Source organism: Pedobacter sp. Hv1 (genome assembly GCF_001412215.1).
Classification (GTDB): domain Bacteria; phylum Bacteroidota; class Bacteroidia; order Sphingobacteriales; family Sphingobacteriaceae; genus Pedobacter.
Genome location: NZ_LLWP01000001.1, coordinates 65,837 through 86,628 on the forward strand (window position 1 = coordinate 65,837; position 20,792 = coordinate 86,628).

Sequence of the window (20,792 nt, forward strand, 5' to 3'; positions counted from 1 at the left end):
TATATTTTCGGGGGTAGTGAGGAATGAACTATTTTATAAAATACTGATAGCCAACGACTTTATTTGAACAACACGGTGATGAATAACGAATACTCGACCGAATGCTTTTTGAAATGCTCTCGTATCTTGCGAAGCGCATCTTTCATGTAGGCATGAACCGTTTGATGGGATATATTCATTTTTTCTGCCGCTTCCTCATATTTATGTCCCTGCTGATGGCAAAGCATGTACACCATTCGCTGCTGAGGAGATAACATTTCTATTGCCTCGTTCAAGATACTTTCGGTTTCCTTATAATCAAGCTGTTGCACAGTCGAATGATCCACATCCGTTGCAAACTTAAGGTGAATTGCGCTTGACTTAGTTTCCTGTGCCAATTGGCGAAGTACATTAAAACAATGGTTTCTTACCAATCGGTTAAGGTAGGCACCGAAGCTGTCAATGTGTCCAAGTTTTTCCCTACCTAACCATATCTTAAGAAAAATATCCTGAACGATCTCCACCGCTAAATTATCGGAATGTGTAATTTTTCGACTAAAAGAATGGACGTATATATGATAGTGTTTAAATAACAAATTAAATGCAAGCTGATCTCCCCCGGCAATCTTAACCAGAATTTCGGGCTCATTATGAAGGAGATTATTAGCCATCAATTTTTAAATTCTTACTTTAAATATACGAAATCTAGCGCCAATAATAGCTATAATTATTCAGATTCCCAGTTAAGCCCATCTGATGATGACGTATAAGCACACATCAAGCAATTATCTGCCTGTTCACATGGATATTACCTTCTCTTGTTCCTTGCCTTTACTAGTTTTAAGTTGTGAAGGTGATACTGATTTACGAATTGATCGTTTTTTTGCTGGCTTTTTCTTCTCTGTTATTGGTTTCGGATCGATCAAGGTGCTCAACTGTTCCTTGATCAGATCGCCAACCTGTTTTTTGATTCTAAGGTAGTTTTCCTGCACATCTTCAGGAGTCACCTCTGCAATAACAGGAATAGGAGAATATTCAGATTCTTCTTTTGCAAGTGCCGCATGATCGTTCTGGATTTCTGCGTGAAACATTTTAAGCTTGATCTTCTGGTCTGGGTTATCTGCCACCATGCCAACAAATTCGCCTGAAGATAGTCCTGCTATTTTTGCCGCAGGAACAGCATAATCAAGTTGCGATGATTTAGAAGTAGAAGTATCCGAACTGTTGATGCTCAAAGACGTTCTATCCTGCATGATCTTCCCAAACCCTTCTGATAGAGTTTTAGCAGTATCACCCGTTACCTGACCACTAATTACATTGCCTACAATTCCTGTAATCACGTCTGCTTGCTCTGCTCCATAATCCTTTTTCAACTGACTAAAATCCTGAACAGCTAAAGTAGTGGCTACCTTATTGCTCCTTGCAGTTGCAATCAAACTGTCCATATTATTGAAATAAATGGTGGGAAATTCATCAAATACCAAACTGGTTTTCTGCTGACCTTTGCGGTTAACCAATTTGATCATTCTGGAAATATATAGTGATAAAACAGCTCCATAAGTCTGCAATTTCTGCGGATTGTTACCGACACAGATAATCTTAGGCTCGTTTGGATTGTTTACATCTAAAGTAAAATCGTTTCCACTTAGCACATAATAAAGTTGAGGGGATGATAATCTTGCCAAACCAATCTTTGCACTTGCAATCTGCCCCTCTAGTTGAGCTTTGGCATTGTTGTGATAAGCAGATATAAATGGATTAATTAGCACCCTGATTTCTTCCTGCATTTCAAGTACCGCAAACAGATGGTCGTATTCTACCTGCATCAGTTCGATTACATGGGGCAGCGTACAATACCTGCCATCTTTATATTTCCTTAAATACCAAATCACAGCAGTTAGGAAATTGATCGGACTTTCCACAAAGAAATCGCCCTGTTTCTTGATCCATTCCCTGTTAAGTCCCATCATTATCGTTCTACTGGCCTCGGTGGCATCTGTAATATCTTCCATTCCATTAGGGTCTAGCGGATTGCACCTATGCGTTCTATCAAGATCATCAAAATTGATAATGTAGAAATTTGGAGGAACCTTATAATTTTTACGGTATTGTAAGAGCTTATTATAAGCAATCTTAGTTAGATCGTCATACTTAAAATCATACAGAAACATGGTAAAGCCTTTTTTGATATGCTGGTCAATAATGTGACGGATCACAAAATAACTTTTACCAGACCCTGGAGTTCCTGCAACGAGCAATCCCCTAAAAGGATTGATCACATTGATCCAGCTGTCCCTTATTTTTTTCTTCAACTGATATTTGGCGGGCAGGTTGATCGAATATTCATTTTCTAGCAATCGTTCTTCCTGTGGAAAGGTTTCGTTTTCTGAATTGAAAATATCCTTGCTCAAGCTGCTCTGAATTAATCTTGAAAGCCAGTTGCCACCAGTAAGCATTAGCAGGTAGCCAATACCAGTTAGACACATATAGGTGATAGCGACAATAGAAATAGAGAGTTGAAGGTAAAGCGCTAGAAAGCTAAGGAAATAGACCAGTAGGCCACATAGCAAGTAGGCGACTATGCTGTTACGCTGGATCTTTTCATCTTTTTTGCCTTTTGCTCCAAGTAGGCTGATCGCCATAAAAAGCAGTGCCGCAAATTTGGCTTTTAGTATACTGTTAAAAAGACCAGTTTTTGCGATGTTACTGGTAATCTTATCCGTTAATTCTGCCGTCCATCCCCAATGGTCAAATGCCTTGTAACAGATGATGTAAAAGTGCAGGCATAATATTGATATGCTGATCAGCCTGCTAAAATCGATAATCTTGCGCAGTCCTTGCGCATCCTCGCCAGTATTCATAATCTTTTAAGTTTAAAGGGTTAATTCTTGATTTTGATCGTTCTTTTTACGTTTCTTTTTCCTGCGTGGCACTACTGCGCCATAATCGGGCTGCGTTTTAGCCAATGCCAATTCAAGAAATCTTGTTGGCTGAGGCGATTTGAGAAACGTTTTTACTGGGTTAACCAGCTTAATATGTTGACGTTTTGCCGGTCTTGGTGGTGGGATGATTTTCGGATTGACCTCCAGATTTTCCTTTCCAAATCTTTCAGTTATTGCTTTGGCACTAAAGTCCTTTCCTATATCACTACCATTGAATACCGTTTTTCGCTTATGGTCGATAAAAGTGATCCCGAATACCTGCCCCTGATCATTTTGTCTGAACAGTACATCTACACCCATTTTTTTAGCTTCCGTTTCAAACCTGCTTCTAGTGATTGAGCGGTATTGGGCAAAGAGATTTTCTATATCAGTTTTCAGCTCTTCCCTATAAGGTTTGCGTTTAGCCTTATTCAATTCAAATTTTTGCTCAAGGTTTGCTAACGTGGGCTTGGTATAAAAAGAACTTGCCTTGATAGGTACGCCAGCTGCTGATCCTTTTTCATTCAGAAGGCTAAACATCAGTCCCCTTTTTTGAAACATGGCCGTGTGCTCGGCACCACGTAAAGCAGTTACGTTAAAACATTTCAGTACTGCATTGAATTCAGCAAGTGAGGTAAATTTGTATTCTCTTAAAACAGGAGTAAGTACGTTGCTGATCGCTCTTTTGGTAGTTACATTTCCATATTTTACCTTTTTTGGATCGGCCTGCTTTATTTTGGCATCCATCACAAAGACCTTAGATTCTGCCTTAACCAGATCAAATTCTTCCTCTATAGCTTTTCTTGCAGGTTCGGATAGTTTTCTGCCAATATCGTGGAGTTCCATTCTTTCTCTTTGGGCGGTAATGTTGGTAGAGACGATATGCAGGTGAAGGTGTGCAGAATCATCGTGCCTATAAACCAGAAATGGCTGATCGCCAAAGCCGATCTTCTCCATATAGGTCGAAGCAATCTGTTGGAGCTTTTGGTTGTCGATCTTTTCACTGGAATGGAAGTTAAGGGAAATATGTACCGCATTGGTTTTTACATTTGGTTTCATCTGTGTAAGTAAATTAAACCTGTTCAGCTTTTGCATGAAATTCATCCGTTCAATTTCTCCAGCAAAGCCACTGGCCATAATTAAGTCTGCCTCGCCCTCGTCTACTTTATTCTCATTGTAGTGGAGCAATCCCCTTATACTTCTGCCCGTAATTATTCTTGCAACCATTTTTCTGCTAGTTTGGAAATGATCGTCAATAATTTTTCTACCCGATTATCAACCTTTTCGTACTGATCAGCAACTTTAAGTGTAAAGAATGATCTACCTGCATTCGATTTGTCCTGATTGAAATGTCTTGTGATCTGATTAATATTGATACCAATAGCTTTTAGTTCCTTGCGGATCAGTGCGAGTTCCTCCATTACAGGGTTCATAGAAATATCCTGTTTAAAAAGCTTAATCTGCTTGGAAGAAAGTATTTTTCTACAAATTTCTGCTATCGATAGGGAGCTGCTTTCTTTTCGCAATTTTTCCAGACTGGCAAACTGTTTTTCAGTCACCCGAACGATGATGTTACGGCTCAACAGTTCCTCTGGCTTATCCGATTTTCTTCTTGGCATTTTCTTCGCTTTTATAAAGTTCTGGCAGCACGAGTTCCGAGTGATGCTTCCGGCCTTAAGGACGGCAAAGATTTTTTGCGCATGCAAAAATACATCTTTGCCTAGACCACGCGGGCTACAGAAAGCTCCCCCAATAAGTGCTTTTGAACTTTGGTAAATGGTTAAATAATTACTTTCGCATGTATCTTTTGAAAATTGTCTTAAAGCCTTTCCGCATCAGATTTTCTTAGACTTTTCAACTCTTGTAAAGAGATTGATGCCCGCAGGATTTGCTTGATCTTTTGCCTTGGGCAAAGCTTTACCTTTTTCAATTTCAGGTAAGGGTTTCCATTGAATTTTCGGCCTTTGATTGTTGGATCTTTCTGGTTTTTCATAACGATCATTTTTTGATAGTCCAAAGGTGAAACGTCCTGAAATTGGTTTATCTCTAGTAGTGATAAATAGATTTTTGGAGGAAGTTATTTATCTCTACTAGTGAAGAAAAATAAACTGTTCTGTAGAATATTGTGGTTTAAAACAAAAAACTATGCTACCACATATCAGAGACGAAAAGCGAAATGTTACGCCAGAAAAAGCTATTAAAATATTGGCAAAACATGGGACGGACCTAACTTTTTCCGAGGCAAAAATCATGTTGGAATTCCTCTATAAATTAGCTAACTTGTCAGTAAGCCAAGCAAATAAACGTGCAATAAAGCATCATAAACAAGGTTTGGAAGAAAGAAAAAATGGTAAAACTAAAATTCAAATTTTATGAGGACAGCTGACTTGTATGTTAGGGTCAGTACTGATGAGCAGGCTGAAAAAGGCTATTCACTGAGAAGCCAAAAAGATGTACTCACCAAATATTGTGAACAACACAATATCAAAGTAAGAGAGGTATATGTAGAGGATCATTCCGCCAAAACATTTAACCGCCCGCAATGGAAAAAAATGATGATCCATTTGCGAAGGCACAAAGGAAAGATTGATTTATTGCTTTACACCAAATGGGACAGGTTTAGCAGAAATGCTACCGATGCCTATGCGATGATTGCCACTTTAAAGAAACTTGGAATAGAACCCCAAGCGGTAGAACAACCTTTGGACATGAGTGTGCCTGAAAACAAGATGATCCTTGCGGTATATTTAACCGCACCAGAAATCGAAAACGATAGAAGGGGTATGAATACCAAAGCAGGTATCAGGCAGGCAAAAAAGGAAGGCAGGTGGATGGGAAAAGCACCTATTGGCTATATCAACAAGGTTGCCGAGAATGGCAAACGTTACATTGCATTTAAAGAACCGGATGCTTCCATAATGAAATGGGTATTTGAACGACTCGCAGAAGGAACCTATTCAGCGGAACAGGTATTAAAAGCAATGCGTGAGAAAGGTATCCAGTGCAGTAAGAACAACTTCTACAATACCATCAAAAACCCTGGATACTGTGGTAAAATAAGACTTCCTAAATTTGGTGATGAAGATGCCCGACTTGTACAAGCTTTACATGAGCCTTTGATTACAGAGACTTTATTTTATGACGTTCAGGATGTGTTGGATAATAGAAGAAAAGTATATGGCACTCCAATTTCAACACCAGAGGATTTACCGCTTAGAGGCTTCTTAAAATGCCCGAAATGCCCAACACGAATGCTAACTGGAAGTGCATCAAAAGGTAAAAGGAAACATGTAATCTATTATCATTGTACATCTGCCTGTGGCATTCGTTATAATGCAAAGCAGGTAAATGAAGCATTTGTTCAGGAATTAATGATGTATATCCCTAGAAATGGCTATGATGAATTATTTGTTGACGTAGTAACCGATTGCTACAATAACCAGAATAGATCGGTTAAGGAAGAAAGAAAGGATTTCATTCAGGAAATTAATACTTTGACCAAGAGAATGGAAAATGGCCGTAATCTCATGCTGAATAATGACATCGAAGCTGTGGACTACAGAGTGATCAAAGAGGAATGCAATGAGAAAATATCCCGACTTGAAGCCCGATTAAGTGATCTAAACGTGGAAAATTCGACTGTAATTGACATTAAGCCCATTGCAAAAGAGGCAATTAATAGCTTACGGTTATTGGACGAATTTTATGAAAAAGCCACCGTAGAGGGCAAAAGATACCTAGTAGGGATGTTGTTTCCTGAAAAAGTGACCTATGATGGGGCTATATATCGAACACCCTACAAGAACTTGGCGATGGAGCTTATCTATCTGAAAAACAAAGAATTACAAGACAAAAAAAAGGGACAAAAACTTAATAAAAAGTCTTTGTCCCATAACGGGTGGCTGATGGGGAACTGCAATCATTGAAAATTCGGCTTTTAACATAGCCTCATAATCTTTAAACGCATATTTCTTTTTCGTCATATGTTATCTTGTGTCCCTATTGTGACTGTATTTTTACTTATCAATATCAATGTAAAGCTCGTAAAGTTCTAATTGACGCTTCTTTATGGAAAGGTCAATTTTCTGGCTTACTTCATCAATACTTTTACCAGATAAGTTTGCTATGATTTCGGTTTGTAAACCGACAATTTCCCCAAGCATTGCTTCATTTTTAATTAAACTCATGAAAATGCTATTCATGTTGAACTTAAATTTGTGGTTCGCCAAATCTTCTATTTTTTTAATTTTTCCCATTTTATTTTGTTCTATTATATAAATCTCTTGTAAGCTTATCTATTTTTCTATTCTGCGCTTCGATCTGCGCTTCCATTGATGAAATGCTCTGTAGTAAAAATCCAAAGTCGTGAATGAGCTTCTTTTCCTGAACTCCAGCTTTCTTAGATCCTTTGCCGGTAAAGAACCAGGTAAAGCTTAAGTTATATGTTGTGTTCATTTTCTTTACCAGATCGACAGAAATTTTAACAGTACCATCCAAATACTTTGTTACCATTGGAGGAGTGATTTCCATTTCTTGGGCAAATTGCATCTTTGGAATATTCAACAACTCAATAAAGATACGTAAGCGTTTAGCTTCGTCGGTAATCACGCTCTTATTCATTACCAAGCATTTCTTTCTACCCAATCTTCATAACTCTCATCATCAGGAGGTTTGTTCCACCAATCCTTTAATCTTTTCCAGATTTGTTTTAATAATTGTTTCATATCAAAAATTATAATACCTTAATACCGTGTTTTAGCGCTAATGCATTAATGTCAATCATAAATGCAGCTATATTATCGTAAGCTTCTGGCAAGATACCAAAGTTGAATGTTAATGTTGCCTGTTGATTTGTTGGTATTTTTTTTGCCACCGACATTTTACTGTCTGATGAGTACTCTTTTCCTATCCGCTTATTGTATTCATTCAGAATATCAAAATTTAATATATCAGAAGCTTTAGTGATCTGATTGATAGTTAATTCACTGCTTCCATCAACCACATTATAAAGAGTCTTAACGGAAATTCCTAGCATTTCTGAAAAGTCTTTTTTTGTGGGAGAGCCTTTTTCCGATAGCAATTCTTGTAAAATATTACCGATAACGTTTTTCATTACACAAATTGACGTAAAATTATAGTGTTCATTACCAATACAATATGAATTTTATTACCTGTTTTTGTGATTTATTTTACTTATATTGTTTTATTTACAATTATTAGTGTATAATTTTACACAACAAATAACGAACAAATTTAAAACAAGCACAATAGCATTTAACTGCCATGTTTACTAAAAAAGATTTACAGAAAATAAGAAAAGCACTACCAAAGAATGGCTACAAGCTTATTTCGGATAGGTTGGGTATGAGTGCTGAAGCTATACGTATGACATTACTTTATCCTGAACGCTACAATAAAAAAGTAATTGATGCAGCAGAAGAGGTAATAATAGAATATAAGAATGATGTTGCTTTACAAAAAGCAAGAGTAATGGAGGTGGTGAAATGAAACTTAACCTCGTAGACCATTATAAAGTTACTCCAGCTGTATTGATGGACACTTCAGTTGAGTTCTTTATTCATGAAGAAAAGCTATACTGCGTAACTGATGGACAGAGATATAGTTTCGAAAATTTCCCTGTGTGGGTAATAGAAACTATGAACTTAGACATGGAAGCGAACCCTATTGCTATTGAATGTTTGATTGATTGGGGACTGGAGGAAACAGAACCACAGATGAAGCAGTACATTGCTTGTAGGCATGGTGGTTATGATGACAGACCAGACATTTCAGCTGATGGTCATGTACAGACATCTGAATATGTGTGCTGCGGCAAACGTGGCGAATGCAAATATGAAGGTAGGCTTTGTACTTCATTTCAATTAAGATTTGGAACACTTACACGTAGTGAGATTGCGGTACTTGTTGAAATAGGGAACTTTCTACTTGACAAGGAAATTGCAGAAAAATTAAATATCTCTGAGCATACAGTGAGGCACCATAAAGATAGCATCTGTAGAAAAAGCGGGTTAGAACGCAAACCTGCGCTTGTTGGACTTGCTTTTAAACTAGGTCTTATAACATGCTAAGAGTTGCCTACCTATCCCCTACTGGCCACGTAATGCCAAAGAAGAGATCTGAAGAAGAAATCATTCGGGAAATGGCACTGGAGACTATAGAGATACAAAAGCATACTGACAGGTTGAAAGCAAAACATATGTTTGCTGCGGACCGGACTAAGTTAGAGAAAATGAAATTGGTACTGGCAGAAGTAAAAGCTGGTAATAGAACAAACTTAGAGTGGCTAAAGCGGGAGTGTGATTTTGAGAGCGGTCATACTTCCGAACAAGCCCTATAAAAACAACTTAAACCAAAACACCATGAAGTACTACACCAATCCAAAACTACTCGAATACCAAAATGACAATGAGTTTGTTGAAAGACTAATGGACACGAACAGCCCAGAAAGAAAACAATTTTTTGATGCTGTTAAAGGTCTGGCCATCTGGCTTTCAATAATTTTTGTTTTGTCAATGATCTTATTGTTCGCTGTCTAAATTTTCCAAACATGAAAAATTTGCAAAACGACGAAAACGAGCAGGACAACATAAGGGCGATCATTAAAATGTTCAGGTCATGCCATCATAAAAGAAGCCTTGCCTGTAAGACACATAGTCTACTCCATTATCTATATGCTGCATGCGATATAAAGATTACGGAACAGACTTTCAGAAAATATGTTGGAATCATCAGGAACAAGGACCTAATGTCTCCAGGCTTTATCCTTAGCAATGTACATGAAGGATACTGGTTTACTACCGACAAAAAGGAACTTAACGACTTTATTGACCAGGAGCTGAACAGGATGGGCAACCAGTTTGCAAATATCGAAAAGCTGCACCAAAGAGTTAGATACGACAAACCAAAACCAGTTAGCGGGCAAAAAACATTTTTCTGATGGAAAACACAGTCTATTACGAGGTAAGTCCAGGTGTAAGGATTGGGCTACCAAAAACATTACCCTCTGAAGAGGTTGAAAAAAGGATATGCAGATATCAGGAAAACCTTGAACGGAACAAATTAAGAACCTTGAACGGAACAAATTAAGAACCTATAACCCAAAAATAAAAAACTTTAACCCATGCAAGTAGAAAGAATTATTCCCATAACCGAAAGCGATAGAGGTCTAAGCAACTCCTACACAGGTAGGCTTATTGACTATCTCAATCCTAATATGGACATGTTGAACCTTGACGATATCGCAACCAGCTTATCCAATGTGTGCAGGTTTGGTGGCCACATCGCTGAACATTACAGTGTTGCGCAGCACACTCTCCTAGTTTGGTTCCTTGCTCCTGATGAACTTAAGCGTACTGCATTGCTTCATGATGCTGCGGAAGCCTATCTTGGTGATGTGATCAAACCAGTTAAGATTTTGTTAGGGGATGCCTATTCAAAACTTGAACGTCCTTTTGAAGAATTGATTTTCAAGAAATACAACGTTGACATAGTTTCTTTAAAAGAAATAAAACCATACGACCAACAGGCATTGATCATCGAAAACGATTACTTCCGTTATGGCAAACTTGACTTTATTTCAAGGTTCTACGATATCGGCCAGATTCTACCATTCAATACACCTCGCATTCAATTGCTGAACCTGCTGAAATCCGAGTTCCTACAGGCAGAAATCGATTATAGTTCCTTAAACACATAAGAATATGAATTTAGAATGGCAAGTATGCTCTATTGAGCAAGCAGAAGAATTACACAGGCTTGGTGTAATTAATCCAAGTGATCTATTTGTTTGGTTTTATAGTGGTAATAAAGAAAACGAAACCAAAACATTGTCCTTAGGTATTAGACCACATGGCACTAAAGAGGTATGGTATTCAACTCAAAAGTTATCAGGACTTCACACTATTGCCAGCTACAATGCATTTACCCTATCTGAAATCGCTTTAATGTTAGGTTATACATGGGTATCAAATAATGTGAGGGAAGCTGCGGATAGATTGATAATGGAAATCAAAAACGGTACCACTACTGCTAATGAAGTTAATCTAAAACTTAGAGAAAAGTATAATACAAAATAGTCACGATTAAAATATTTATACCCATTAAACCTTAATAAAATGAGTAAAGCACTAACACAACAACGAATTGAAGACATTGAACAGAATGTTGCTTCAGAATTGATCGGACGGGATGATCCGGAAGATTGCCGTAGGTCCCTATTCTTCGCGATCAAAGAGCATGAAGAAATTGAAAGCGGCCAGTCAAGCTTTAGCGATAAGCTTTTCGACCTGCGTATGAGACACTGCAGATTTTTATAACCATCAAAAATAAAATAATGAAACATAAATTTACGGTACAAAAATCAATCCTTTTGGATGCCTTGACAATTACGGGTAAAGGGATATCAAATAGCATCCTTCCTATTTTACAAAGCTATCTTTTCAAGGTAGAAGATGATTATATCTTTATTACTGCTGGGAACATGGAGGTTTTCCTAACTACAAAAGTAGATATATCTGGGAATAAGTTCAGCCGTTCATTTGCCATACCAGCAAAACGTTTATTAGATTGGGTAAAGGAGCTACCGGAACAAGGTATTGAATTTAATCTTCAGGATAATTTAGCTGTAATAACTACTGGTAATGCAAAATGTACAATTCCAATTGAAGATGGCAATAATTTCCCTTTAATCGATATTACAGACCCTACGGTATTGGAAATATCTTCGGAAAGTTTGATGTTGGGGATTGATAGATCATTGTTCGCTTGTTCTTTAGATGTTTTAAGGCCATCTTTAACTGGAGTTCTTATTGAATTTGAAAATAGAGAGATTTCCTTTACTGGTTGCGATACTCATGTACTAGGCACATACAGCCAAATGATTGAAACGAAGCTGGAAGATAGGATGAGTTTTATTATTCCAAACAAAGTAATGACCATCTTAAGAAGTCTTACTTGTGCAGAGAATTTAAAAATCTGCATAGGTAAAAGAAGCATACAATTCGAGACGGATGAAAAGACTGTCGTTCAATCAATGCTTATTGATGATAGTTATCCAGATTGGCGAGGTATTTTACCATTGAAGAATGATAGACACTTCTTTATCCAAAAAGATCTTTTGTATGGCTCAGTAAAACGTGTAAGGCAGTTTTCAAATTTCGGAACATCACTAATTGATCTTGAAATTGGCGACAACAAGTGTAAGGTTAGCGCAAAGAATGAGATTGGAGAAAATGCTGATGAAGATATTTTATTGGACTATCCATACGAACCACTTAAAATTTGTGTGAACGGAAATAAGCTGATTAGCTGTCTTTCAAAGTATGGAACCGAATTGGTCCACTTCTCAATAAAAGATGGTAAACACGGAATCATTATTAGGGAAGATAATGAAAACTTAACAGATAAATCCAATCTGATGTTGCTAATGCCATTTTACGTACCGGAATAAATCAATATGCAGCAGCTCCATATTTTTAATAAGCCAATGATTCTTGGTGTTCCAAACATTGGCATTCTTCAGGACGAAATACAGCAAAGTTTCGAAATTTTGAAGAAAGCAATGTTTATGGCTGATCCATATGCTGTATGTGTCTTGGTTACTGGTGGTGATGATAGTTTGACGGCTTTAAAGATTGCAATGATGTTTGGTGTTAAAATTGACTATATCATTCATGGAGTTACTGGAACCGGCTTAAAGGATGTTAGATTGTTTGTCAATTCATTATCAGATAAACATAAAATAAAACTACTTACTGCGGACGCTGGTAGTGCTTTTGAAGACTATGTAAATCGAAAGGGCTTTTTTGGGGTTGGTCATTCTGCCCATTCCTTTAGTTACCATATCCTCAAAACAAATCCTTTCGATAGAACAATATCGAAATACATACGTAAGGGGGTTTCAAGAAGGAATATCATTTTGATTAATGGCGTTCGTGTAGAAGAAAGTGAAAACCGTGCTGATAATTATGGAGATAACCCATTTAGATGGCAAGGAAGAAACCTTTGGGTAAATATTGCACATTGGTTTACAAAGAAACAATGCTTGGAACTACTATCATCTGAAAATGAGCAAAGAAGTCCAGTATCAATTGCATTAGGAAGGTCCGGTGAATGTAATTGCGGAACAATGCAGAATGAAGCCAGTAGAATTGCTTGTTCTGAATATGATCCTGAATGGGGGTTGTGGATGAAAAACCTAAGAAAGCATATTGTTCAAAAATTTGGTTTTGACATACACCAAAACCCTAATAAGAAAACTATTGCTGCTATCAATAAAGCATCAGAAAAAATTAATGAATTTATGCCTATGTGTGTTGGCTGTAAAGCCAACGCTAGGGCGGGTAATATGTTTGAAATATGAAAATAGCAACGGTATGTAGCGGTATAGGAAGTCCGGAACAGGCACTAAGGAATTTAGGTATTGAACATGAAGTTGTTTTTGCTTGTGAGATTGATAAATATGCAAGACAAACATATTTAGCCAACTTTCAACCTAATCATATGTATCAGGATATGACAAAAGAAGAATGGGATTTACCTGAGCAATATGCAGACTTGTTTATTGGCGGTATACCATGCCAGGCATTCAGTTTAGCGGGTAAAAGACTTGGTGAACTTGATAAACGTGGATTGCTGTTCTATGATTTCTACAGATACGTTAAAAACCAACGACCAAAGGTTTTCATTATAGAAAATGTTAAGGGTCTATTAAGTGATGCCAATGGACGTACCTTCCATAATTGGTGCCAATTATTAGGCGAACGAACGAACGGTGTAGAACATATGTTTCCTCATCAAGATAGTCTACGTTACAATTTATATTACAAAGTATTAAACTCAAAAAACTTTGGAGTCCCACAAAATAGGGAACGTGTATTTCTGGTCGGAATACGCAGAGATATTGAATTCGGTTTTAAATTTCCGAAAGGATGGAAATTAAATAAACGTTTAAAGGATGTACTAGAATCAAATGTTGATGAAAAGTACTACTTAAGTAACGAGGCTATTTCAAGGTTAACTAATGATGGAATTGGACATCATTCTACAATAAAGAATGAAAATGATATTGCTACCACTCTTCTAGCTTCCGACTATAAAATTGCTCGTGGAATGAACATACTTTCAATTACAGAAGCAACAAACCTTCAGGGCAAAGAAATTTCAAATACCATTAGGCATGGCGGTAGAGGTAGTTTTGATTTAAAGCATAACTGGGATACTGTTATGGTTGAAGAAGCGACCAAAAAATGGTTCGACATCGCAAAGCCTGGCGACAGCATCAACTACTCCAACTCAAATACTCGTCGAGGAAGGGTTGGTAAAGGCATTGCAAATACACTAGATACTGGTTGTAATCAAGCAGTAATTGAAAAATCCAATAACTTAATTCTCTTAGGAGGAATTAAGGCTGGTAAGTTACTTGAAGGTGGTACTGTTACAGATTATTGTCAAGGTGCTAGAATATATGATATTAATGGTTTATCATGCACAATTAGCTCGTCTGGAGGTGGTCTGGGTGGAAAGTCAGGGCTATATTCGACAACTGAGGATTGGTGTAAAGGTGGATTACAAGACCACCAGAAACTAAGAACTGACGGAATATGCCCAACAATCACTTCTGCGATGGGAATGGGTGGAGGTCAAACCCCAATAGTAGGTACAAATTCAAGGATTAGGAAACTGACACCATTGGAATGTTTTAGGTTACAAGATTTTCCAGATAGCTTCATTAAGCCAGTAAGTGATACGCAGTTATACAAGCAATCAGGAAATAGCATTACTGTAGCAGTTATACAAGCAATCGAAGAAGTTCTATTACCAATTTTCATATAACCAAAAATTAGCATTTAGGATGGCTAGACCAAAGAAAGATAATGCAGACTATTTCAGCCATGACAAGGACATGCGCAACGATCCTAAAATAAGGGCGCTACGCAAGAAATTCAAAAATGGGTACTCTGTGTTCAATATGTTGTTAGAAGTTCTTACCGGCTCTGATTTCTTCTTTATCGAAATAAATGAAATGGAGATAGAACTGTTGGCTGGAGACTTCGACGAAGAAGCGGAAATTTTAACACAAATAATCGACTATTGTGTAAAGGTAAAACTACTTTTCAGAGAAGAAAACCAGATCTATAGCTGCGGATTAAAAAAGCGTTTACAGCCAGTTATCGATAATAGAAATGCAGTAAAACAGAGATTTCTTGACAAGAAACTAAAACAAGAAGTAGTTTCTAAGACTCCAAGTACACAAAGTAAAGTAAAGTATAGTAAAGTAAAAGAAAGTATAGATAATAATAGTAATTATTATCCTACTACTCCGGAAGTCGTAGCCGAAGTAGAAGTAATTAATTCAATAAAAATTGAAAAAAAAATCTCTGAAGAAAAACAACATGAATTGCCGATTGATTTTGTGTTGGATGAAGAAGAATTTGTTGCGGCCGAAAAATTTTTGAAAGGTCACTCAATCTTTAATCTGGTGCAGATGCAGCACGGCACTGACCCTACTACAACTTTAACTTACTTCAGGGTTTTCTATGAGCAGAAAAAAGCTTTTGGTGAATTAAAAAATAAACAGCCTGTTGATGTTCTAAAACATTTCTACCAGTGGATACCAAAATACAAAAGAGTTTTAACCGATAAGAACCAAATAAATGAACAATTCCAAAGAAGTACAGCCTTTAAATCAACTAATACCGTCCAACCAGCAAAAGCTTTTGGCAAACTATGACCACATAGAGCTGACACACGATGAGATTGATGCAGCATTGCACTATGCCAAAGGTCAGAAGGATGCAAAGTTGAAAATGGAAGCATACAAGCGGAAACTTTTCGAACAACCAAAATACGAGGTATTGGACTATGAAGCTTTGAGGTCGATGATCATAACCAACAATCCCGGCTTTATCATCGATAATAACAACAAAGAGATATTTGAGCTGCTTTGCCAATACTTCAGTAATGATCCAGGTTTCGAACTCGATGGACGTTATTCACTAAAGAAAGGGATTTTGTTATTCGGACCTGTTGGCTGCGGAAAGACCTTCCTAATGCGATTGTTTGGTGTTAACTCATTTCGTCCTTACTCATTGATTTCGTGTAGAAGTATTGCGGACCAGTACAGTAAAATCGGATCTGATTCTCTTATCGCTTCATCTGAGAAACAACTTGTGTACAAGCACCAGTATTACGGCCATGAGAGTATTGGAAGATGCTATGATGATCTAGGTACCGAAGAGCTTAAAAAGAACTATGGCAACGAGGTGAATGTAATGCAAGATATCATCTACAAGGTATACGACAACATGCTCATCGGTCATTTCCATATCACTACCAACTTAAACAGTGAAGAAATCGAAAACAATTACGGAACTAGGATCAGGTCAAGAATGCGTGAAATGTTCAACCTTCTTGATTTCGATGTCAATGCTCCAGATAGAAGAGTATAATGGAACTTCCTTTAACATTTATTGCAGGGTTTGTAATACTTATCCTGTTAGATATAAAATCAAATAGTAGAATTAAACTTAAAAATCAAAATGGAAAACCTAGAAGTAAGTAAGGACCAGATACGTAAAGATTACGAAGCTGGTGATGCTAAGACCAAAGCTATTTTAGTAAAAATATTCGGTCAGTCAACATTTGACAAAAACATCATGGAAAAAGTATTCAGCATGGAAACCGCTTTAGAATACAATGGTGAAACTATGGAACAATTTATTGAACGGACTAAAGACATGGATCCTTTCGATTGGGCTATAGCTTGTCAAAGAGCATTTGCCTTTGCAATGAATGAACATGTCCATTTAACAACAGAAGATACTTGGTACTATCCATACTATAGACGTTCGGGCTTTCGCTTTTCGTTCAGCGTTTGGACGGTTTCGCACTCGCGTACGGGTGCGTACGTCGGTTCCCGCCTTTGCGTTAACAGTTCAGAAAAAGCGGTACACATGGATAAATGTATCGGCCATATCATAAAAGTTTTGCTAAGTGGCGAGCATACACCTGAAACATTATTACTACAACACCCTTCAAAATCAATTAAATCTTAAATAAAAATGAATTACGAAAACCTTACAACAGACGAGCTTGTATTTAAACACCTCGGAATTGACATCAAATGCTTAGAAGCATTTGATCTTTTACCTGCTGCGGACCAAAAACCAATGAAGCACTTATTCATCATGGAAAAAGCTATAGAAGCAATCAATGGTCCAGATTTCAAAGTTGATATTTTCAATACAAACCAACTTAAAACTTATCTATGGCCAGATGTGGTTAAAGATGATAGTAGAACTTCGGGCTTTGGCTTTTCGTACCTCGGTTGGACGCTTTCGCGCTCGTTTACGCTTGCGTACGTCGGTTCCCGCCGTTTGTTTGAGAATAGAGATAAAGCAAGGCATTTTTGGAAATACTTCTCTCATCATTTTGAAGGGTATGTAGTACCTGGCAACATAAAAGAATAATAAAAAATTAGGGTGGTGTACTGTTATGGTTTCAGGCTTTAGCTTTTCGTACAACGATTGGACGAATTCGAACTCGAATACGAATGCGAACGTCAGTTCCCACCTATGCAGACAATAATAAGCAGTACAGACCTTGCCAACATGGCAAAAAATTGAGAATAAAACAAAAGGGCGTTGGTATCCTGAATTCCAGTAGAGAAAACGACCATTTAAAGCAAAGGCATGAAGAGGATCAACCACCTATTTGAAAAAATTACCAGTATAGAAAATCTGAAGAGAGCAGATTTAATTGCCAGGCGTGGAAAGAGCAAGCAATATGGTGTAAGGCATCATTTAAAAAATGAAACCGAGAATATTCAAAAACTGCATAGCTCATTGGTAAACAAAACTTATAGAACATCTGAATATACAACGTTTCAGGTGTACGAACCAAAAGAAAGAACAGTATACAGATTACCTTATGCTCCAGATAGAATATTGCACCATGCGATAATGACCGAAATGGAGCCAAGGTTTGTTTCATGGTTTACAGCGGACACCTATAGTTGCATAAAGGGCCGTGGTATACATGGTGCATTCCGAGCTGTGAAAAAAGGATTGCAAGATAAAGAAGGTACAACTTATTGCTTAAAACTTGATATCACAAAGTTCTACCCTAGTGTAGCTCATGATGTACTTAAGATGCAGTTAAGGCGAAAACTCAAAGACCAAAACCTGTTGTGGCTTTTGGATGAGATCATCGATAGTGCACCTGGCCTACCAATTGGGAATTACCTGAGCCAATATCTTGCGAACTATTATTTAACTGGATTTGACCACTGGTTGAAACAAGAGATTGGAGTAAAATATTATTATCGTTATGCAGATGATATCGTAATCCTTTCAAACAATAAACAATGGTTGCATAAGGTACTTGCAGCGATTAAGAATTATCTAAACATTAACCTCAAACTAAAAGTAAAACAGAACTACCAAATCTTTCCGGTTGCAAACAGGGGTATTGATTTCGTTGGCTATGTGTTCTATCATAATAAAATACTCCTACGTCCTAGCATTAAAAGGAATTTTGGAAGGATGATATCAAGGAGAAGTAATAGGGCGTCCATAGCCTCCTATATGGGGTGGACAAAGCACGGAAATTGTAGGAACCTGGAAAGGAAACTATTGAATGGAAATAAAAGAATTCAGCCAATTAGGAATAAAACCAACAGCTCTAAGCTTAGTTGGAAAAAGCGTACAGATCGAAACCATATTAGATCAACCAGTAATAATCCACGACTATGCGCTGCGGCCATCAACTAAAAGAGTTGGAACAACCTGCATACATGTGCAGATAGAATTTGACAATGAAATGCGTGTATTGTTCAGTGGTGGCGAATTATTGAACGATATGATATTGAAAATAGGCAGGGAAAATTGTCCTGTAAGAACAACGATTAAAAAAGTAAACAGACATTACGAATTATCATAAAATTTAACATGACATTTTACATCTATATAGCATTTTATTTGATCGGTATACTCTTATTCCTATTTACCGATAAGGTTGATGATGATAATGAAGAATTCAATCATTTAAAATCAAATTACCCTATGTGGGCAATTGGTCTTGCGTTACTAATAATGAATATTCCATTGATAATAACAGTCTCAGCCACATGGTTTCACATTAGAGAAATATTCAATCTAAATGACGATAAATAAGAGGCTTACGGTTACCCGTAAAGTAATGGTTTTTGATCCAGGTACTTTTGGTTAAACAATCATTATTAACATTTAAAAAAAGACATTATGAAATTCAATTCAGTAAAACTAGCAGAGGACCTAAGATACGAAAGAGTTGTTAAACAAGGTATTTCAGTACCAAAAGCAGCTGCGGCAGTAGGCATAACAAACTCGGTGTACACGAGGGCAGAAAAAGATTGGGGCATGGATATCCTAGTATTCACAAAGCTTGTTACCTGGCTAGGTAAGGCACCACAGGAATATTTTGTCCCAAATAAATTACCGTTCGCCATACCTCTAACAGAGAAATTGCTCGAACTGAACGGATTAACAAGGGAGGAAACAGGAGGCAGCATAAATATGCACCTGACAATAGTAAATGGTTTTTCAAATATTGCAATCAACATGAATGATTTCAGTTTTGCAATTTATGACACGAAAGAAAATTACGACAAGGGAGCGCATCCGGCTTTTGATGGCAAGATTAGGACGATTAAAGACCTCGAGCAAATCCTATTAGATTTAACAGGAGAACTTAAACAATTCAAAATTTAGAAGTGACCACCCTCACCATCTGGCCCGACACCTTTAATTAGGTTCGGGCTTGGGGTGGTAAATGAAAAAACTATTGATAGGCGTAATTGCCTTTGCTCTCATTCTAGGAATGACGGGCAAAATTGTTAAGGCTGAAGAAGAAGGTAGTGGTCCGGCGCCTGGCGGCGTTGTAATTGGGGAAAATCCTTTTGGATGGCCTCATGTACATTCTAAAATACCTAGAAATAGTTCACATAATCCTGTAATTGGACAGAGGGCCAATGGTCAGCTAGGCTATATCTGTTCTGGCAATGCCTACTCATGGAACCAATGTACATTTTTTGATTAACTATAATCAACCGCCCTGCGAGTTTCGATTTGCGGGGCTTTGTGGTAAGAAAACTTAAACAGGATTAGCATGGAGAAGAAAGAGTACATATTGTGTGCATCAATTCATTTTGATGATGGTAAAAAACACAACCATCAGCCTAAAAATATTGAAACTGGATTTGTAGTAAGCGGTAGGAGACACCACAACTGCTACACGACATTACAGGCTATTGGCTATACTTTAGGAATAAATGAAGATGTTATGATTAAACAGTTAATTGATAGGCAACAAAGAGACGGACAGGGCTTTTTAACTAATTTGGATAGGCATGTTGATAGAAGCGAAGGATACTTAATTGCTAAATCAGCAGGTCAACTAATTCATAACATGCATGATGAAAGTAATCCAATTCTAATAAGTGAAGATTTATATTAACCACCCCAACGGGATAAACAAATAGATGATTAAACGCCTTGGTCGGCTTTGTAAAAACCATACTAACATGAAACTTATTACAATTAAAACAGACGAAAAAGGAATTTCTATTCATATTCCTAAAACTCTACTTGTGCATACTCAAAGAAACCACCCAGAGTACCCGCTAATTATTAGAGATAATCAAAAATTCATGGAAGCAGTTGCAAAAGAATTAGAACAAAGCCAAGATAACGATACAGGGCTATCAAAATTACAAACATTGATTGATGAAACATCTTATGATGTCGCCGATGATTGTCCAGATTTTTGTGACTTCAAGGAATTTATTCTTGATTAATAATTGCCCCTATTTATTAACCCCTCAACAAACCATAG

32 protein-coding genes are annotated in these 20,792 nt (G+C 37.2%); 24 read left to right on the forward strand and 8 right to left on the reverse strand.

Features of this window, described 5'->3' with window-relative positions; translation table 11 throughout:
• Positions 1-59 precede the first annotated feature (59 nt).
• The 5 genes from AQF98_RS00305 to AQF98_RS22085 all read right to left on the reverse strand — a co-directional run bounded on the left by AQF98_RS00305 (position 60) and on the right by AQF98_RS22085 (position 4,893).
• Positions 60-650, reverse strand: coding sequence for an RNA polymerase sigma factor (locus AQF98_RS00305; RefSeq protein ID WP_055129918.1), 591 nt, complete (start codon positions 648-650; stop codon positions 60-62).
• A gap of 126 nt (positions 651-776) precedes the next feature.
• A complete protein-coding gene (gene mobC / locus AQF98_RS00310) occupies positions 777-2,840 on the reverse strand; it encodes a conjugal transfer protein MobC (protein WP_055129919.1) in 2,064 nt (687 codons plus the stop codon).
• Positions 2,841-2,852: 12 nt separating this feature from the next.
• A complete protein-coding gene (locus AQF98_RS00315) occupies positions 2,853-4,127 on the reverse strand; it encodes a relaxase/mobilization nuclease domain-containing protein (RefSeq protein ID WP_055129920.1) in 1,275 nt (424 codons plus the stop codon).
• Positions 4,112-4,519 (reverse strand): plasmid mobilization relaxosome protein MobC, encoded by a 408-nt coding sequence (gene mobC, locus AQF98_RS00320; RefSeq protein ID WP_055129921.1) that lies wholly within the window; start codon positions 4,517-4,519, stop codon positions 4,112-4,114. Before mobC (AQF98_RS00320) ends, AQF98_RS00315 begins: the two co-directional genes overlap by 16 nt.
• A 200-nt stretch (positions 4,520-4,719) precedes the next feature.
• A complete protein-coding gene (locus tag AQF98_RS22085; RefSeq protein WP_161805827.1) occupies positions 4,720-4,893 on the reverse strand; it encodes a hypothetical protein in 174 nt (57 codons plus the stop codon).
• Between the two features lie 152 nt (positions 4,894-5,045).
• On the opposite strand from AQF98_RS22085, the gene AQF98_RS22200 reads away from it, so the two are divergent.
• Positions 5,046-5,276 carry a hypothetical protein gene (locus AQF98_RS22200; RefSeq protein ID WP_055129922.1) on the forward strand — a complete coding sequence of 77 codons (231 nt, stop codon included), beginning with the start codon at positions 5,046-5,048 and terminating at the stop codon, positions 5,274-5,276.
• Positions 5,273-6,826, forward strand: coding sequence for a recombinase family protein (locus AQF98_RS00330; protein WP_055129923.1), 1,554 nt, complete (start codon positions 5,273-5,275; stop codon positions 6,824-6,826). Before AQF98_RS22200 ends, AQF98_RS00330 begins: the two co-directional genes overlap by 4 nt.
• A 90-nt stretch (positions 6,827-6,916) precedes the next feature.
• Here AQF98_RS00330 and AQF98_RS00335 read toward each other — a convergent pair whose 3' ends face one another.
• From AQF98_RS00335 to AQF98_RS00345, 3 genes are all read right to left on the reverse strand, one after another.
• Positions 6,917-7,156 carry a hypothetical protein gene (locus tag AQF98_RS00335; protein WP_055129924.1) on the reverse strand — a complete coding sequence of 80 codons (240 nt, stop codon included), beginning with the start codon at positions 7,154-7,156 and terminating at the stop codon, positions 6,917-6,919.
• Position 7,157: 1 nt separating this feature from the next.
• Positions 7,158-7,520 (reverse strand): helix-turn-helix transcriptional regulator, encoded by a 363-nt coding sequence (locus AQF98_RS00340; RefSeq protein ID WP_055129925.1) that lies wholly within the window; start codon positions 7,518-7,520, stop codon positions 7,158-7,160.
• 112 nt (positions 7,521-7,632) lie between these two features.
• Entirely contained in the window at positions 7,633-8,013 is a 381-nt protein-coding gene (locus AQF98_RS00345; protein ID WP_055129926.1) for a helix-turn-helix domain-containing protein, read from the reverse strand.
• Positions 8,014-8,183: 170 nt separating this feature from the next.
• On the opposite strand from AQF98_RS00345, the gene AQF98_RS00350 reads away from it, so the two are divergent.
• The 22 genes from AQF98_RS00350 to AQF98_RS00445 all read left to right on the forward strand — a co-directional run bounded on the left by AQF98_RS00350 (position 8,184) and on the right by AQF98_RS00445 (position 20,754).
• The gene (locus tag AQF98_RS00350) at positions 8,184-8,408 is read left to right on the forward strand and encodes a hypothetical protein (protein WP_055129927.1); all 225 of its coding nucleotides are present in this window, start codon (positions 8,184-8,186) and stop codon (positions 8,406-8,408) included.
• Complete coding sequence (locus AQF98_RS00355) at positions 8,405-8,989, forward strand: helix-turn-helix transcriptional regulator (RefSeq protein WP_055129928.1); 585 nt, start codon at positions 8,405-8,407, stop codon at positions 8,987-8,989. The genes AQF98_RS00350 and AQF98_RS00355 overlap by 4 nt, the downstream gene beginning before the upstream one ends.
• 32 nt (positions 8,990-9,021) lie before the next feature.
• Positions 9,022-9,258: a hypothetical protein gene (locus AQF98_RS00360; RefSeq protein WP_152969596.1), complete on the forward strand. Its 237-nt coding sequence runs from the start codon at positions 9,022-9,024 to the stop codon at positions 9,256-9,258.
• A 22-nt stretch (positions 9,259-9,280) separates the two neighbouring features.
• Positions 9,281-9,457, forward strand: a complete 177-nt coding sequence (locus AQF98_RS22090) for a hypothetical protein (protein WP_161805828.1) — start codon at positions 9,281-9,283, stop codon at positions 9,455-9,457.
• A gap of 11 nt (positions 9,458-9,468) precedes the next feature.
• The gene (locus AQF98_RS00365; RefSeq protein ID WP_055129930.1) at positions 9,469-9,858 is read left to right on the forward strand and encodes a hypothetical protein; all 390 of its coding nucleotides are present in this window, start codon (positions 9,469-9,471) and stop codon (positions 9,856-9,858) included.
• The gene (locus AQF98_RS22095; protein ID WP_161805829.1) at positions 9,858-10,007 is read left to right on the forward strand and encodes a hypothetical protein; all 150 of its coding nucleotides are present in this window, start codon (positions 9,858-9,860) and stop codon (positions 10,005-10,007) included. The genes AQF98_RS00365 and AQF98_RS22095 overlap by 1 nt, the downstream gene beginning before the upstream one ends.
• Positions 10,008-10,041: 34 nt before the next feature.
• On the forward strand, positions 10,042-10,617 hold the full coding sequence (locus AQF98_RS00370) for a hypothetical protein (RefSeq protein ID WP_055129931.1): 576 nt from the start codon (positions 10,042-10,044) through the stop codon (positions 10,615-10,617).
• 4 nt (positions 10,618-10,621) lie between these two features.
• Positions 10,622-10,996, forward strand: coding sequence for a hypothetical protein (locus AQF98_RS00375; protein WP_055129932.1), 375 nt, complete (start codon positions 10,622-10,624; stop codon positions 10,994-10,996).
• 39 nt (positions 10,997-11,035) lie between these two features.
• Positions 11,036-11,236: a hypothetical protein gene (locus tag AQF98_RS00380; protein ID WP_055129933.1), complete on the forward strand. Its 201-nt coding sequence runs from the start codon at positions 11,036-11,038 to the stop codon at positions 11,234-11,236.
• A 17-nt stretch (positions 11,237-11,253) separates the two neighbouring features.
• Entirely contained in the window at positions 11,254-12,369 is a 1,116-nt protein-coding gene (gene dnaN / locus AQF98_RS00385; RefSeq protein ID WP_055129934.1) for a DNA polymerase III subunit beta, read from the forward strand.
• Positions 12,370-12,375: 6 nt separating this feature from the next.
• On the forward strand, positions 12,376-13,281 hold the full coding sequence (locus tag AQF98_RS00390) for a hypothetical protein (RefSeq protein WP_055129935.1): 906 nt from the start codon (positions 12,376-12,378) through the stop codon (positions 13,279-13,281).
• On the forward strand, positions 13,278-14,753 hold the full coding sequence (gene dcm, locus AQF98_RS00395; protein ID WP_055129936.1) for a DNA (cytosine-5-)-methyltransferase: 1,476 nt from the start codon (positions 13,278-13,280) through the stop codon (positions 14,751-14,753). Before AQF98_RS00390 ends, dcm begins: the two co-directional genes overlap by 4 nt.
• Before the next feature lie 19 nt (positions 14,754-14,772).
• Complete coding sequence (locus AQF98_RS00400) at positions 14,773-15,651, forward strand: DUF4373 domain-containing protein (protein WP_055129937.1); 879 nt, start codon at positions 14,773-14,775, stop codon at positions 15,649-15,651.
• A 148-nt stretch (positions 15,652-15,799) separates the two neighbouring features.
• Positions 15,800-16,369, forward strand: a complete 570-nt coding sequence (locus tag AQF98_RS00405; protein ID WP_152969597.1) for an ATPase — start codon at positions 15,800-15,802, stop codon at positions 16,367-16,369.
• Positions 16,370-16,459: 90 nt separating this feature from the next.
• Positions 16,460-16,975 (forward strand): hypothetical protein, encoded by a 516-nt coding sequence (locus AQF98_RS00410; protein ID WP_055129939.1) that lies wholly within the window; start codon positions 16,460-16,462, stop codon positions 16,973-16,975.
• 6 nt (positions 16,976-16,981) lie between these two features.
• Positions 16,982-17,389 (forward strand): hypothetical protein, encoded by a 408-nt coding sequence (locus AQF98_RS00415; protein WP_055129940.1) that lies wholly within the window; start codon positions 16,982-16,984, stop codon positions 17,387-17,389.
• Positions 17,390-17,611: 222 nt separating this feature from the next.
• Positions 17,612-18,691 (forward strand): RNA-directed DNA polymerase, encoded by a 1,080-nt coding sequence (locus AQF98_RS00420; RefSeq protein ID WP_082434860.1) that lies wholly within the window; start codon positions 17,612-17,614, stop codon positions 18,689-18,691.
• 25 nt (positions 18,692-18,716) lie between these two features.
• Positions 18,717-18,860, forward strand: coding sequence for a hypothetical protein (locus AQF98_RS22100; RefSeq protein ID WP_161805830.1), 144 nt, complete (start codon positions 18,717-18,719; stop codon positions 18,858-18,860).
• A 320-nt stretch (positions 18,861-19,180) separates the two neighbouring features.
• On the forward strand, positions 19,181-19,669 hold the full coding sequence (locus AQF98_RS00430) for a hypothetical protein (protein ID WP_055129942.1): 489 nt from the start codon (positions 19,181-19,183) through the stop codon (positions 19,667-19,669).
• A gap of 109 nt (positions 19,670-19,778) precedes the next feature.
• Positions 19,779-19,997, forward strand: a complete 219-nt coding sequence (locus tag AQF98_RS00435) for a hypothetical protein (protein WP_152969598.1) — start codon at positions 19,779-19,781, stop codon at positions 19,995-19,997.
• A 69-nt stretch (positions 19,998-20,066) separates the two neighbouring features.
• A complete protein-coding gene (locus AQF98_RS00440) occupies positions 20,067-20,414 on the forward strand; it encodes a hypothetical protein (protein WP_055129944.1) in 348 nt (115 codons plus the stop codon).
• A 67-nt stretch (positions 20,415-20,481) separates the two neighbouring features.
• Positions 20,482-20,754, forward strand: a complete 273-nt coding sequence (locus AQF98_RS00445; protein WP_055129945.1) for a hypothetical protein — start codon at positions 20,482-20,484, stop codon at positions 20,752-20,754.
• Positions 20,755-20,792: the final 38 nt, after the last annotated feature.